Origin of the sequence: uncultured Selenomonas sp. (genome assembly GCA_905372355.1) — a bacterium.
Lineage (GTDB): Bacteria > Bacillota > Negativicutes > Selenomonadales > Selenomonadaceae > Selenomonas.
The window spans coordinates 168,607-181,822 of sequence record CAJPOT010000002.1; the positions used below are offsets into that span (position 1 = coordinate 168,607).

Consider the following 13,216-nt stretch of genomic DNA (forward strand, 5'->3'; position numbering starts at 1 on the left):
CTTCTCTTTTACTGCACGCCGCGGAAATAATGGCCGCGCGTCACATCCTTTCCCTCAAGCTCCTTCAGATAGTCCTCCTGCTCCTTGATGAGCGTGCCTGAAAAGCGGCTCCATTCCTTGTAAAGGCGCACGCGTCTTCCCAGCTCCGCCGCTTCCATGAAGCGCCCGTCTATGCGTAAAAAAGAGATACCGCGCGGCGCAAACTCCATCGCATGAAGCAGCATCGAAAGGCGCTTGCCGTTGAGGACGTGCATGTGGCATGACTGGTCGAATACGAGCGGAAATTTCATGTCCTTCCTGTCCAACAAGGCGTAGCGCGTCTTTCCCTTACAGCACGGCATCGAACACGAGCCTGACGCTGCATTGCCGAGGAAACTGCCCAAGGCGCAGTATTCAGATACCATGAGTTCAAGATTTCCCTCGACGATGCACTCCACGGGAAAAGGCGCACGCACGGCAAGCGCCCCCGCCTGCTCCAGCGTAAGCTCGGGAGAAAGAACGGCGCGGCTCGCTCCCATTTCTGCAAGCTCCGCAAGCGCCCGGCAGTTAATGACGGGAAGCGACGCATCGGCATAAAACTTCAGCCCCGCCTCACGCACGACGCGGAGCGTGCCGAAGTTGTGGACGCTGACGGCATCGGGCGAAAGGCGCACGAAACCCTCGACGAGCTTTCGCCATGCCGCCATGTCGCGGCGCAGCACGAGGCGCGGCGTGTTGAACACGATGGCGCATCCTGCGCCGCGTGCGAGCTGCGCCGCCTCCGCGTAGTCGCGCAGGGGAATCGTACGATGATGGTAGGAATCGCCGCCGAAGACGATCTCGTCAGCGCCTGAGCGCACCGCCTCGCGCACGCCGGCGAGCGTGTCCGTCGCCGCCGCGATACGCGCCTCTCCCCTGCGTCCGGCGCGGGCAGGCACTTCTTCGTAGCGGAACGCAGGCAGGGCGGCGCGGCGATAGTGCGCCATGCGCTCTTCCTGCAAGGCAGCGAACGCTTTGCGCCGCGCCTCGTTGATCTCGCTGACGGGAACCATCACGCCATCCTCCATATCGAGGGAGACTTCCCCCAGGGAAAAGATCGTCGTACCGATGCGGCGCAGCTGCTTTTCAACGGTCGCTGCATCCAACGGTCGCTTCTTTGCAGATTCCGCATGAAACTCCGTCTTTGCCTGCGCTGCAAAACCGTCCCGATCATGCAAGGCGATGGAAAGGGGCTCACCTAGGCGCACGCGGACATGCGCCGCCACGGGCACGCGCCGCACGGGAGCGCCCGCGCGGAAAAAGCCGCGCGCCTTCTCCATGAGATGTGCGTCGAACACCTTGAACACGCGATCGTGCGGCTTCACGGGCGCATCGAGAGGCAATGTGACCTCCTCGCCCGCCTTCGCCGTAGGACAGGAGCGCCCCTTCTTGTCGCAGAGATCCGTCACCGTCGCCGTCTTCCTGCCGCCGACCTTGACCCAGAAATCCAGCTGATCTCCCTCGGCCAGATCACCCGAGAGCTTCAGCTTCACGCGCCCCGCCGTCCTGTCATTTTCGAGGACGCGTCCGACGAGAAGGCCGCGATTGTTCGGCCGGGAATCGCTCATCATCGTGCGCCCCGGACGCTCCTTTAGGTAGGCCGTCGTAAAATCGCGGTTGAAGATCTGCGCGAGCGCCTTTTCATCCTCTGCCGCGCTCGGCAGTCCCCTGCCTGCCTCGACGGCGTCGATGGCGCGGCGATAGGCGTCGACGACGACAGCGACGTACTCGGGACGCTTCATGCGCCCCTCGATCTTCAGCGAAGCGATGCCGCTCTCCAAGAGTTCCGGCAAAAGCTCAATGGTCTTCAAATCCTTGGGCGAGAGCAGGAACTGCCCCGCAGCCTTGCCGAGAACATCCGCGCCCGTCTCATCGACAAGCGTATAGGGCAGACGGCACGGCTGCGCACAGCGACCGCGATTGCCGCTCCTGCCGCCGATCATGCTGCTCATCAGACACTGCCCCGAGTAGCAGACGCAAAGAGCCCCGTGCACGAAGGTCTCAATCTCCACCTGACAGTGAGCCGTGATATAGCGGATATCCTCCAGCGAAAGCTCGCGCGAGAGCACAACTCGTTCAAAGCCCATCTCCTGAAGAAGGAGCACGCCTTCCAGATTGTGCACGGTCATCTGCGTGCTCGCATGCAGCGGCAGATCAGGCGCCGCCTGACGCGCGAGCCGATAAACGCCGAGATCCTGCACGAGCGCGGCATCCGCACCCGCCTCATAGAGGAAGCGCAGGTAGCGGGAGAGTGCCGCCATCTCCTCGTCGCGCACGATGGTGTTGACCGTCACATGCACGCGCACATCACGGCTGTGGGCGAAGGCGATCGCCTCGCGCATTCCCTCTTCGTCGAAGTTGTCCGCATAGGCGCGTGCGCCGAACATATTGCCTGCCAGATAGACGGCGTCAGCGCCGCCTTCCACAGCGGCCGTCAACGCCTCCCTGCTCCCTGCCGGAGCCAATAATTCAATCAATGTTTTCCTCCGTATGCAAGGCGTCGTCAATCTCCTCAGCACGTTCTGCGCCATCTTCCGTCAACGCTTCCGGCGATTCTTCCTCCTCGATCTGAGCCTCCCCATCGGCGGCGAGCAGCTCAAGCTGCACGTCGCCTTCTTCCGCAACCTCTTCCAAGGCCGGCAAAGCAGGCAGGTCGCTCAGTGCATTTAGTCCGAAGCACTTGAGAAAGACGTCCGTCGTACCGTAGAGGATCGGCCGCCCTAGAACAGGCTTCCTGCCTACTTCTTCGATAAGCTCCATCTCCAGGAGTTTCTGCAGCGCTCGCTCGACGCGCACACCGCGGATGTGCTCAATTTCCTGCTTCGTGATCGGCTGCTTGAAGGCGACGATCGAGAGCGTCTCCAAGGTCGGTGTCGTGAGTTTCCTGTCCTGCACCTCTGCAAGCTTCTGCACATAGGCATGACACTCGGGGCGCGTGACGAGCTGGAAGCCTCCCGCGACACGATGCAGCATGAGCCCGCTCCCACGCTCCTCCAACGTCTTCGCGTAAAGCGTCAAAAGCTCATCCAGGCTCTCCTCGTCAACCTGCAGGATTTCTCTGAGCTGCACTGCCGTCACTGGCTCGCCGCGCACAAAAAGGAGCGCCTCCAAAGGCGCCTGCATTTCTTCCATAAACATCAGTGATCACTCGTCCTTAGGCAAACAAGAATATCGCCAAAAAGATCGCCCTGGCGAATCACGACGGAATGAAGCTTGATCAGCTCCAACAGCGCAAGAAAGGAAACGATCAGCTCCGCACGCGTGCCCGACGGGAATGCGGCGGCAAACGGCATCTGCCCTCCCTCGCGGTCGAGGAGCACGAGGATGTCCTCCATCTTTCCCTGTATGCTGTAGGCATCGGGCGCTACGAGTGCCTTCGGGATCGTGATCTCCTCGCGCACCTCCATGGCGATGCGAAAGGCGTCGACGAGCAGGGCGACGGACATTTCCTCCGGTGGCAGGCGGCGCACGGGAAGCGGCAGCGGCTTTCGCGCAAACACCCTCTCCTGCAGCGCGGCAAGACCGTCGAGTTCCACGCTGACGCGGCGGAAGCGACGATACTCCAAGATGCGCTCCACAAGTTCCCTGCGCGGATCTTCCTCCTCTTCCTCCTCCTTTTCTTTCGGCGGCTTCGGCAGCATCATGCGCGACTTGATCTGCAGGAGCGTCGCCGCCATGACGATGAATTCGCTCGCAACCTCGATATCAAACTCCTGCATCTCTTCAAGGTAGTTCATGTACTGCTCGGTCAGAACCGCCATCGGGATATCGTAGATGTCGATCTTGTTCTTCTCGATGAGGTGCATGAGGAGATCCATCGGCCCTTCAAAAGCATTGAGCCGTACCGTATACTTGTCCATGAGAGCAAATCAGATGAGCAGACCGACGACCGCCGCGAGCGTGGAGTAGAGCGCCCAGGAGACAGCGCCCAAGAGGCGCGCGAACGGCCCGACCATGATCAGCAGAATGAGAATAATGAACGTGTAGCGTTCCAGACGCATGAGTTCATACGCCCAGCGCCCCGGCAAGAATGCCATGAGTACGCGCGAACCGTCAAGGGGCGGCAGCGGTATCATATTGAACACAGCGAAGTTGACGTTGATCAGCGCGAGAAGCTGCATGACCGTATAAAAGCCCTGCGATACAGGCAGACCGAGACGCGCGTAGACAGCAAAAAAAAGCATGGCCAGAAATGCTATGACAAGGTTGGACGCCGGCCCTGCCAGAGCCACGAGGACTTCGCCCTTGCGCATGTCGCGAAAATTCCTCGGATTTATCATCACGGGCTTCGCCCAGCCGAAATGAACGAGGAACAGCGTCAAAAGCCCGATGGGATCGATGTGCGCCTTGGGATTGAGCGTGAGCCTGCCCATGAGGCGCGGCGTCATGTCGCCCATGGCAACGGCGACGCGTGCGTGGGAATACTCGTGCACGACCATGGCAATCAAAATTCCCGGGATACCCGCGATGAACCACATCAAATCAGAACCAAACATATTCCGCCTCCCGTCAGTGTTTCGCTTTGCCGAACGCCGTCATGAGAATTGCTGTCACGGACTTCGCATCGAAGATCTCGCCGGATTTGACGCGCTCTACGGCCTCTTCGAGCGGCATCTTGACGACGTGGATGAACTCATCATCGTCCGTATGCTGCTCGCCCGCCTGCAAATCGTGCGCGGCGTAGATATGGATGTACTCATTGGAAAACCCGACGGTCGTGCCGATCGTCGTGAGCTTTTCCCAATGCTTTGCCGTGTATCCCGTCTCCTCGGAAAGCTCGCGCACGGCACACACGAGCGGATCTTCCTTCGGAGAATCGAGCTTGCCCGCCGGAATCTCAAGCGTGACGCGGTCGACGGGATAGCGGTACTGGCGCACGAGCAGCACCGTACCGTCCTCGAACACGGGCAGGACGGCGGAAGCGCCGGGATGCCTGACCCACTCGCGCACGGCTTCCCTGCCATTCGGCAGCGTCACCGTATCGCGTCGAACATGGAGCAGGACGCCGTCGTAGATGTTTTCACTCCTGAGCTTTTTCTCCAACAAATCTTCGTACATATTTTCCCCTTTATTTCGAGAAACTGCGGCTGATTTCAGCGCGTTTAATTCTAGCATTATCCACCATTTCCCGCGCATTGTCAAGCGCGGCCGCTGTGATGTCGCTACCCGACGCCATGCGTGCGATCTCGTTGATGCGCTCGCCCTCGGCGAGGAGCTGCACTTCCGTCAGCGTGCGCCCCTCCTGCGTCTCCTTGTGGATGTAAAGATGCGCGTCCGCCATGCAGGCAATCTGCGGCAGATGCGTGATGCAGAGGACTTGTCTGTGCAAAGCGACCATGGCGATGCGTTCGGCGACCATGCGCGCCGTCTTGCCGCCAATGCCCGTGTCGATCTCGTCAAATACCATGCTTGGCGGCGAATCATCATTCGCGGCCGAAACAGCCTTGACGGCAAGAGCCACGCGCGAAAGCTCGCCGCCCGAGGCGACGTCCTGCAGCGGCTGCTCCTTCTCGCCCGCATTTGCCGAGAAGAGCATGACGATGTCATCCGCTCCCGTTGCACTGTAATCTGCTGCACGGAGCGCGATGGAAAAGTGCGCCTTCTCCATGCCGAGAGCCTTGATCTGCTCGCCGACGTGCGCGGAGAGCGCCTTGGCAGCGGCAGAGCGCAGTTTCGTAAGCTTCTGCGCCTCCTCTTTCAGCGTGTCCGCGGCGTTTTTAAGAGCAGCCTTCAGGTCTTCCAAGTCGACATCGTAGTTCTCGATGCGCTGCAGTTCCGCCTTGACCTTCGCCAGATGGGCGAGCACGTCCGTCGTCGTCGCACCATACTTGCGGCACAATTTGTCGATGACGCTCATGCGGCTTTCCAACGAGTCGAGCCGATGCTGATCGAATTCCATGTCCGAGCCGTAGTCGCGAATCTCATACGACGCTTCCTGCAAGTCGCAATAGGCATTTTCCACCATCTTGCAGGCATTGTCCAACTCATTGCCGAAGCGCGAGAGTGATTCGAGGTTCTTCTTGACCTTGCTCAGGGCCGCGAGGACGTTCAGCGCCTTGCCTCCCACATCGCCGTTCAAGAGCGCGTAGGATTCTTCGACAAAGCCTGAAATCTTCTCGGCGTTCGAGAGCTTCTTGATCTCCGCCTCGATGCGCTCGTCCTCGCCCTCCTTCAAATCGGCCTCCTCGATTTCCTTTTCCTGCCAATGCAGGAGATCGAGGCGTTCCGTCGTGTTCTTCGCTTCCTCCTCCTTCGCCCTGAGCTGCTTCTTGCAGTCGTTCCAAGCGGCGAAACTTTTCTGATAGACATCGCGCTGCTTTTCAATGGCGGCGTCCGAAGTGTCGAGGAGGAGAAGCTGGTTTTCGGGGCGCAGCAGTGCAAGATTGTCGTGCTGCCCGTGGATGTCGACGAGATAGGCGCCAAGCTCTTTTAGCAGCGCGAGCGTCACACGGCAACCGTTCAGGAGGACGGAACTCTTCCCCTTGTGCGAGACTTGGCGCGTAATGATGAGCTCGTCATCTTCCACAGGAATCGCCTGCTCCTCAAGGAGACTCTTCAATGCAGTCTGCGCTTCCAGATCGAAAACCGCCTCGACACGCAGCCATTCGCAGCCGCTTCGTATGGCGGTCGCCGCGAGACGCTTTCCCAGCACCGCGCCCAAGGCGTCGATGAGGATGGACTTGCCCGCGCCCGTCTCACCCGTCAGGATGTTCAGCCCCGCACCAAATTCGATTTTCACATGCTCCAAAAGGGCAAAATTCCAAACCGTCAATGTCTTTAACATGATGTTCCTCTCACTGAGCGAAGAATTTCTCCATGCGCCGCACGACCTCGGGCGCCGCCTCCCGAGGCTTGACGACGACGAGGATGCTGTCGTCGCCCGCCACCGTGCCGACGATCTCCTGCCAAGGCGTATGATCGAGGACGGCGGCGACGGCATTGGCAGCGCCGGGCAGAGTCTTGACGACGATGATGTTCTCACTGTAATCGAGAGAAACGACGGAATCGTAAAAGAGGCGTGCCATGCGCTCCTTGGAGAGCACGGCCCCCTTTTCTTTCGGCAGCGCATAGCGATAGCGGCCATTCCCCGCCGGCACCTTGACGAGCATCATCGTCTTGATGTCACGCGACACGGTCGCCTGCGTCACGTCGATCTGACGCGCACGCAGCGCCGCTGCCAATTCCTCCTGCGTTTCGATGGCAGTGTTTTCGATAATTTCACGAATGATCGCGTGACGCTTGACCTTCATGCTCTTCCCCCGTTCTCTCGAAAGCGCGCTTTCCCTCAGGCATTGTCCAGAAGTTTTTCCTTCATCGTGCGGTAATAATCCTTGTCGCCGAATTTCACAATGCGCGCGGGATTTTTCGCCTTGCGCACGATCACCTCATCCTCATCAGCAATCTGAAACGACTTCTGTCCGTCGAAGGTAACAAAAATATCGGAATGTCCGGCCTTGATGCGCATGCGCACCGTATCGTCCTCGGAAATCACCATAGAACGGATGTCAAAGGTATGCGGGCAGATAGGCGTGAGGACAAGCGCCTTGACGTGTGGATTGACGATCGGCCCGCCCGCCGAAAGGGAGTACGCCGTCGATCCTGTCGCTGTAGAGACGATCAGGCCGTCCGCCTTGTAGTTCGCGATGCGCGTATCGTTGATGGAAAGTCCGAAACGCAGCATACGCGCAAGCCCGCCCTTCGCCACCACGATGTCGTTGACCGCACTTCCCTTGTAGCTCTTCTTGCCATGATGGACGACGTAGCCCGAGAGCATGAGCCTTTCCTCGATGTGGTACTCCTTGTCGAGGATCTTCTGCAGCTTCGTCTCTATCTCATCCAGTTCGATGTCGATGAGGAAGCCGACCGTGCCGAAGTTGATGCCGCAGACGGGAACGGTCTGCTCGTAAACGCGGCGGCAGACATTCAGAAGCGTGCCGTCGCCGCCGATGCTCAGCGCCATGTCGATCGGATGACGGTTGATGTTCTCGATGCCGTACGCCTCGTGCCCTAAGAGCCTCGCCTCCTTCGCTGGAAGCAGCACGCACACCCTCTTATCGGCAAAGAAAGCGAGGACGCGATCGAGGATCGCACGAATATTCGCCTTCGTCACATTGGGAAAAACCGCTATGGTAAACATCAAATCCCTGCCTACTTGTCCAATTCCGTATGCGCCTCTGCTACGACGGCGACGATTTCCTCTTGTGAAACGCCCGACGCGGCAGACTCTTCTCCTGTGCCAACGAGGTGCATAAGGTACTCGATATTGCCCTCCGGCCCCTTGACAGGAGAATAAGAGAGCGCTCGAATGCAAAATCCCGCTTCCTGCGCGGCACGAAAGACGTCCCGGATCACGGTCTCATGCACATGCGGCTCGCGCACGACGCCCTTTTTGCCGACGTTTTCGCGCCCTGCTTCGAACTGCGGCTTGATCAGAGCCGCGACTTCCCCCTGCGGTTTCAGCAGGGAGCGCACCGCCGGCAGCACCTTCGCGAGCGATATGAAGGCGACGTCGATGGATGCGAAGTCGACGAGCTCACCGAGCGCCTCGGGCGTCACATGGCGGATGTTCGTGCGCTCCATGTTCTTCACGCGTGCGTCCGTGCGAAGTTTCCACGCGAGCTGACCGTAGCCGACGTCGATGGCGTAGACCTTCGCCGCGCCGTTCTGCAGGGCGCAGTCCGTAAAGCCGCCCGTCGATGCGCCGATGTCCGCCATCGTCTTTCCCGCAAGCGAAATGGAAAAGGCTCTGAGAGCCTTTTCCAGCTTCAACCCGCCGCGGCTCACATAGGGCATCTCCTCGCCTAAAAGTCGAAGCTCAGCCTCAGGTTTCACGCCCGTCCCCGCCTTTTCGACCTTCTTGCCGTCGACGAGCACCCTGCCTTCCATGATCATCGTGCGCGCACGCTCGCGGCTCGCGGCAAGGCCGCGCTCGACGAGCAGGACATCAAGCCGCTCCTTCGCCATCGCGTGCTCCCTTCCATGCCGTGAGGATGCTTCTTGCCATCTGCTCAGGCAAAAGCCCGGCCATTTCCAGAAGCTCCTGCGGCTTGCCCTGCTCGATGAATGCATCGCCTATGCCGAAGCGCACGACGGGCAGGAGAAGGCCTGCGTCTGCCAAGGCTTCGAGCACGGCGCTGCCGAAGCCGCCGGCGAGCGCATTCTCTTCCATCGTCACGAGCATCTTCTTCTCATGCGCCATGCGATGCAGCAATTCTTCGTCCAATGGCTTTACGGTGCGCATGTTGACGACGGCGGCAGAAAGCCCCTCCTCTTGCAGAAGCTTCGCTGTCTTTTGCGCCGCATCGACCATGCTGCCGACAGCGAGGAGCGCGATTTTTCCCTCCTCCTCCAAGACTTCCGCCGCAAGATTCTCCAACGGAGTGAACGGTTCTTCCAACGCCGCGCCAATACCCTCGCCGCGCGGGTAGCGCAGAGCTACCGGGCCTTCTAGGGAAAGCGCCGTCTTGAGCATGCGCCCAAGCTCGTTCTCATCCTTGGGTGCGAGCACCTTCATGTTTGGCAGGTGGCGCAGATACGAGTAGTCGAAGACGCCGTGATGCGTCGCGCCGTCCTCTCCGACGAAGCCTGCGCGGTCGAGCGCAAAGACGACGTGCAGGTTCTGCAGACAGACGTCGTGCAAGATCTGGTCGTAGGCACGCTGGGCGAACGTCGAATAGAGCGCGAGCACGGGCTTCCTGCCCGCCGCCGCAAGGCCGGCGGCAAACGTCGTCGCATGCTGCTCAGCGATGCCCACATCGAAGAAACGCGTCGGATACTTCTCGCCAAACGTGCGCAGACCCGTGCCGTCGGGCATCGCCGCCGTGATGGCGACGACATCCGCATCCTCTTCGGCGGCTTCCAGCAAAGCCTTGCCGAAGACACTCGTGTACGTCGGCTTCGCGCCCGCCTTCTTCAGCGTCGTGCCGTCGGCAACGTCGAATCTGCCGATGCCGTGGAACTTGTCCGGCGCCTTCTCCGCCGGCGCATAGCCCTTTCCCTTGCACGTCTCCACATGAATGAGCAGGGGACCCTTTAGCTGTTTCGCCTGCTCGAACACATCGAGCAGAAGGGCGATGTTGTGCCCGTCCAAGGGGCCGATGTAGTGAAAGCCCATGTCGGTGAAGAGGCCGCCCGGCACGAGTGCCGAGCGCACGCCGTCCTTGATGTGCTCGGCCGTCCGGTAGACGCGCTCGCCGATGTGCGGGATGCTCTTGAGAAAGTTCTTGATGTCCTGTTTCGCACGGTGGTAGCCCGGTGCGACGCGGAAGCGCGACAGATACTCGGACATCGCGCCGACGTTCGGCGCGATGGACATGCCGTTGTCGTTCAGAATCACGATGATGTCCTTGCCCAGTGTCCCCGCATTGTTCAGTCCCTCGAACGCCTCGCCTCCCGTCAGTGCGCCGTCGCCAATGACGGCGGCGATACGGTAATGCTCGCCCGCGATGTCACGCGCCGCCGCCATGCCGAGGGCGGCCGAGATCGACGTGCTCGAATGACCTGTGCCGAAAGCGTCGTAGACGGACTCCTCGCGCTTGGGGAAGCCCGTGATGCCGCCTTTCTGGCGAAGACCGACGAATGCCTCGCGCCTGCCCGTCAGAATCTTGTGCGCATACGCCTGATGACCGACGTCCCAGACGATCTTGTCCTCCGGACAGTCGAACGACCTGTGCAGGGCGAGCGTAAGCTCCACCGTGCCAAGGCTCGGGGCGAGATGACCGCCCGTCTGGGAAACTGTGTCGATAATATAGCGGCGCAGTTCTCTCGCCAGCTGCGAAAGCTCATCGAGCGTGCAGCTTTTCAGCGCGTGCGGTTCGTTTATGCGTTCCAACAGCTGTCCCATATCCATCCGCCTCACTTTTTCCGTCCGAGCAGAAACAGCGCCAAATCCCGCAGGAAGGCGGCGCGTTCGCCAAAGATGTCGAGCGCCGCCACGGCTTCATCTACTGCATCCTCAGCCAATTTCTTCGCCTCTTCCAGGGAAGTCAGCGTCACATAAGTCGCCTTCTCGTTGCGAACGTCACTGCCCACGGGCTTGCCGATCGCCGCCTCGTCTCCCGTGACGTCGAGGATGTCATCCGTGATCTGAAAGGCCAGCCCAAAGCGCTCAGCATAAAGCGTCAACGCGGCGAGTTCCTCCTCCTTCGCGCCCGCCAGAATCGCGCCCGAGCGTATGGCGGCGCAAAACAGTGCGCCCGTCTTGCCCATGTGAATCTTTCGAAGGGCTGCCAGATCGAGACGCCTGCCCTCGCCCTCAAGGTCGAGCACCTGTCCGCCGACCATGCCGTAAGGGCCGGCCGCGCGGCTCATCTCGGAGACGACGGTGACGAGGGTTTCAGGGGCAGCGCCCTCTTGGCGCAGCATGACCTCGAAGGCGAGCGTCAACAGAGCGTCGCCCGCGAGCACCGCAATTCCATCGCCAAAAACCTTGTGGTTCGTGGGCTTGCCGCGTCGATAGTCGTCGTTGTCCATCGCGGGCAGATCGTCGTGAATCAAGGAATACGTATGAATCATCTCAATGGCGCATCCCGTCGTCAAGAAGGCCGCGCCATCCTTGCCGACGGCGTCGGACGCCGCCATCAGGAGCACGGGGCGCAGGCGTTTGCCGCCCGCCATGAGGCTGTATTCCATCGCCTTTTCCAGCGTCTCATCATACGCGGGCACTTTCTTCAGCTCGCGCAGAAGCCCCTCTTCCACCAAATCGGCACGCTTTTTCCATTCCGCCTTAAAATTCACGTGCATCCCCCTCAATCTCCAAGCGAAACTCCTCGACTGCGCCGCCCTTTTCCTTGAGCACGACATCCATCGCCTTTTCCGCACGATCGAGCGAAGTCATGCAGAGCTTCGCAAGCTCCACGCCCTTCGCATAATTGTCCATGAGCTGTTCCAAGCTCAAATCGCCGCTTTCCATCGCCTGCACGAGTTCTTCCAGCTCCGCGAGCGCTTGCTCAAAGGACGGCGTCTTCTTTCTCGGCATCATAAACCTCCTTCTCGCAAACCTCCGACGACGGCGTCAAAGCTGCCGTCGGCAAGGCGCACGAGGATCCCATCTCCAACGGCAAGCTCCTTCACGCTGCGCACCGCCGTGCCCGCCTTTTCCACAACGCTGTAGCCGCGCCGTATGACGTGCAGCGGATTGAGCATCTCGAGCTTTTCCGCTGCGACCTGAAAGGCGTGCTGCTTTTCCAGCAGGGCGCGGCGCATCCCGCGGTCGAGCGCTTCCGACGCCATGTCGAGCCTTTGACGACGCTCGGCTAGGAGCGCCTGCGGCGGACGCTTCAGGAAGAAGCCGCCCAGACGCTCCACGCGCTCGCGCTCGTAGTAAAGACGGCTCTTCACCGCCTTTTGGAGACGCATCTCACATTCGCCAATGCGGCGGAAGAGCGCCGCCGTCTCGGGCACGGCGAGTTCCGCCGCCTGCGACGGCGTCGCCGCACGCACATCACTCGCATAGTCGGAAAGAGTCGTATCCGTCTCATGACCGACGGCAGAAATGACGGGAATCACGGAGTCATAGATCGCACGCACAACAGGCTCCTCGTTGAAAGCCCACAAATCTTCCGCCGATCCGCCGCCTCTGCCGACGATCAAAAGGTCGACGGGGTACTTCTCATTGAAGAAGCGGATGGCGGCAGCGATCTCAGCCGCCGCGCCCTCGCCCTGCACGAGCGTCGGATAAAGAACCAAGCGAACATTCGCATCGCGCCGTTTGGAAACGCGGTAAATGTCGCGCAGCACTGCGCCCGAAAGGGACGTCACGATACCGATCGTGCGAGGAAACGGCGGCAGAGGCTTCTTGTGTTCCTCATTGAAAAGCCCCTCGGCGGCAAGGCGAGCCTTCAGCTGCTCGAAGGCGACGCTCAGTTCTCCCGCCCCCACGGGCAGAAGGCGCTCGACATAGAGCTGATAGACGCCGTCGCGCTCGTAGACGGAAACCTCGCCCGTGGCTACGACCTTCATGCCGTTTTCCGGCTGAAAACGCAGAAGCCGCGCACGGCTCTTGAACATCACGCCCTTCAGAGACGCCGTCTCATCCTTCAGCGTGAAATAGCAATGTCCCGAAGCGTACATCTTGTAATTGGACAGTTCGCCCTCGACGGAAACATTGCGCAGCAATCCTTCCGCCTGGAACATGCTCTTGATGTACTGCGTGAGCGCGGATACGCTGTGAACCGCCAAACCGCCGCCTCCTTCCGAA

Annotated in this window: 13 protein-coding genes; all 13 read right to left on the minus strand. The window is 60.3% G+C overall.

Features of this window, described 5'->3' with window-relative positions; translation table 11 throughout:
• Positions 1 to 8 precede the first annotated feature (8 nt).
• From QZ177_RS01805 to xseA, 13 genes are read right to left on the minus strand one after another with little or no spacing between them, the layout of a single operon-like run.
• Positions 9 to 2,495, minus strand: a complete 2,487-nt coding sequence (locus QZ177_RS01805) for a U32 family peptidase (RefSeq protein WP_294175327.1) — start codon at positions 2,493 to 2,495, stop codon at positions 9 to 11.
• Positions 2,488 to 3,156, minus strand: a complete 669-nt coding sequence (scpB, locus tag QZ177_RS01810; protein WP_294175328.1) for an SMC-Scp complex subunit ScpB — start codon at positions 3,154 to 3,156, stop codon at positions 2,488 to 2,490. The genes QZ177_RS01805 and scpB overlap by 8 nt, the downstream gene beginning before the upstream one ends.
• On the minus strand, positions 3,156 to 3,878 hold the full coding sequence (locus QZ177_RS01815; protein WP_294175329.1) for a segregation/condensation protein A: 723 nt from the start codon (positions 3,876 to 3,878) through the stop codon (positions 3,156 to 3,158). Before QZ177_RS01815 ends, scpB begins: the two co-directional genes overlap by 1 nt.
• A 9-nt stretch (positions 3,879 to 3,887) precedes the next feature.
• The gene (locus QZ177_RS01820; protein ID WP_006192440.1) at positions 3,888 to 4,514 is read right to left on the minus strand and encodes a site-2 protease family protein; all 627 of its coding nucleotides are present in this window, start codon (positions 4,512 to 4,514) and stop codon (positions 3,888 to 3,890) included.
• A gap of 13 nt (positions 4,515 to 4,527) precedes the next feature.
• Complete coding sequence (locus QZ177_RS01825) at positions 4,528 to 5,076, minus strand: NUDIX hydrolase (protein WP_264918973.1); 549 nt, start codon at positions 5,074 to 5,076, stop codon at positions 4,528 to 4,530.
• A gap of 10 nt (positions 5,077 to 5,086) precedes the next feature.
• Complete coding sequence (gene recN, locus QZ177_RS01830) at positions 5,087 to 6,802, minus strand: DNA repair protein RecN (protein WP_294175330.1); 1,716 nt, start codon at positions 6,800 to 6,802, stop codon at positions 5,087 to 5,089.
• 10 nt (positions 6,803 to 6,812) lie between these two features.
• Positions 6,813 to 7,268: an arginine repressor gene (gene argR / locus QZ177_RS01835; RefSeq protein WP_006192443.1), complete on the minus strand. Its 456-nt coding sequence runs from the start codon at positions 7,266 to 7,268 to the stop codon at positions 6,813 to 6,815.
• Positions 7,269 to 7,303: 35 nt separating this feature from the next.
• On the minus strand, positions 7,304 to 8,155 hold the full coding sequence (locus tag QZ177_RS01840) for an NAD(+)/NADH kinase (RefSeq protein ID WP_006192444.1): 852 nt from the start codon (positions 8,153 to 8,155) through the stop codon (positions 7,304 to 7,306).
• A gap of 11 nt (positions 8,156 to 8,166) precedes the next feature.
• The gene (locus QZ177_RS01845; protein ID WP_264918970.1) at positions 8,167 to 8,982 is read right to left on the minus strand and encodes a TlyA family RNA methyltransferase; all 816 of its coding nucleotides are present in this window, start codon (positions 8,980 to 8,982) and stop codon (positions 8,167 to 8,169) included.
• The gene (gene dxs, locus QZ177_RS01850) at positions 8,963 to 10,861 is read right to left on the minus strand and encodes a 1-deoxy-D-xylulose-5-phosphate synthase (protein ID WP_294175331.1); all 1,899 of its coding nucleotides are present in this window, start codon (positions 10,859 to 10,861) and stop codon (positions 8,963 to 8,965) included. The genes QZ177_RS01845 and dxs overlap by 20 nt, the downstream gene beginning before the upstream one ends.
• Before the next feature lie 11 nt (positions 10,862 to 10,872).
• Complete coding sequence (locus tag QZ177_RS01855; RefSeq protein ID WP_294175332.1) at positions 10,873 to 11,760, minus strand: polyprenyl synthetase family protein; 888 nt, start codon at positions 11,758 to 11,760, stop codon at positions 10,873 to 10,875.
• On the minus strand, positions 11,744 to 11,995 hold the full coding sequence (gene xseB / locus QZ177_RS01860; RefSeq protein ID WP_294175333.1) for an exodeoxyribonuclease VII small subunit: 252 nt from the start codon (positions 11,993 to 11,995) through the stop codon (positions 11,744 to 11,746). Before xseB ends, QZ177_RS01855 begins: the two co-directional genes overlap by 17 nt.
• On the minus strand, positions 11,995 to 13,197 hold the full coding sequence (gene xseA, locus QZ177_RS01865; protein WP_294175334.1) for an exodeoxyribonuclease VII large subunit: 1,203 nt from the start codon (positions 13,195 to 13,197) through the stop codon (positions 11,995 to 11,997). Before xseA ends, xseB begins: the two co-directional genes overlap by 1 nt.
• Positions 13,198 to 13,216: the final 19 nt, after the last annotated feature.

What these genes read in the sequence shown, in the direction of transcription:
- scpB (WP_294175328.1), bottom strand. Translation starts at nt 3,156, where the DNA reads ATGTTTATGGAAGAAATGCAGGCGCCTTTGGAGGCGCTCCTTTTTGTG.
- QZ177_RS01815 (WP_294175329.1), bottom strand. Translation starts at nt 3,878, where the DNA reads ATGGACAAGTATACGGTACGGCTCAATGCTTTTGAAGGGCCGATGGAT.
- QZ177_RS01820 (WP_006192440.1), bottom strand. Translation starts at nt 4,514, where the DNA reads ATGTTTGGTTCTGATTTGATGTGGTTCATCGCGGGTATCCCGGGAATT.
- QZ177_RS01825 (WP_264918973.1), bottom strand. Translation starts at nt 5,076, where the DNA reads ATGTACGAAGATTTGTTGGAGAAAAAGCTCAGGAGTGAAAACATCTAC.
- recN (WP_294175330.1), bottom strand. Translation starts at nt 6,802, where the DNA reads ATGTTAAAGACATTGACGGTTTGGAATTTTGCCCTTTTGGAGCATGTG.
- argR (WP_006192443.1), bottom strand. Translation starts at nt 7,268, where the DNA reads ATGAAGGTCAAGCGTCACGCGATCATTCGTGAAATTATCGAAAACACT.
- QZ177_RS01840 (WP_006192444.1), bottom strand. Translation starts at nt 8,155, where the DNA reads ATGTTTACCATAGCGGTTTTTCCCAATGTGACGAAGGCGAATATTCGT.
- QZ177_RS01845 (WP_264918970.1), bottom strand. Translation starts at nt 8,982, where the DNA reads ATGGCGAAGGAGCGGCTTGATGTCCTGCTCGTCGAGCGCGGCCTTGCC.
- dxs (WP_294175331.1), bottom strand. Translation starts at nt 10,861, where the DNA reads ATGGGACAGCTGTTGGAACGCATAAACGAACCGCACGCGCTGAAAAGC.
- QZ177_RS01855 (WP_294175332.1), bottom strand. Translation starts at nt 11,760, where the DNA reads ATGCACGTGAATTTTAAGGCGGAATGGAAAAAGCGTGCCGATTTGGTG.
- xseB (WP_294175333.1), bottom strand. Translation starts at nt 11,995, where the DNA reads ATGCCGAGAAAGAAGACGCCGTCCTTTGAGCAAGCGCTCGCGGAGCTG.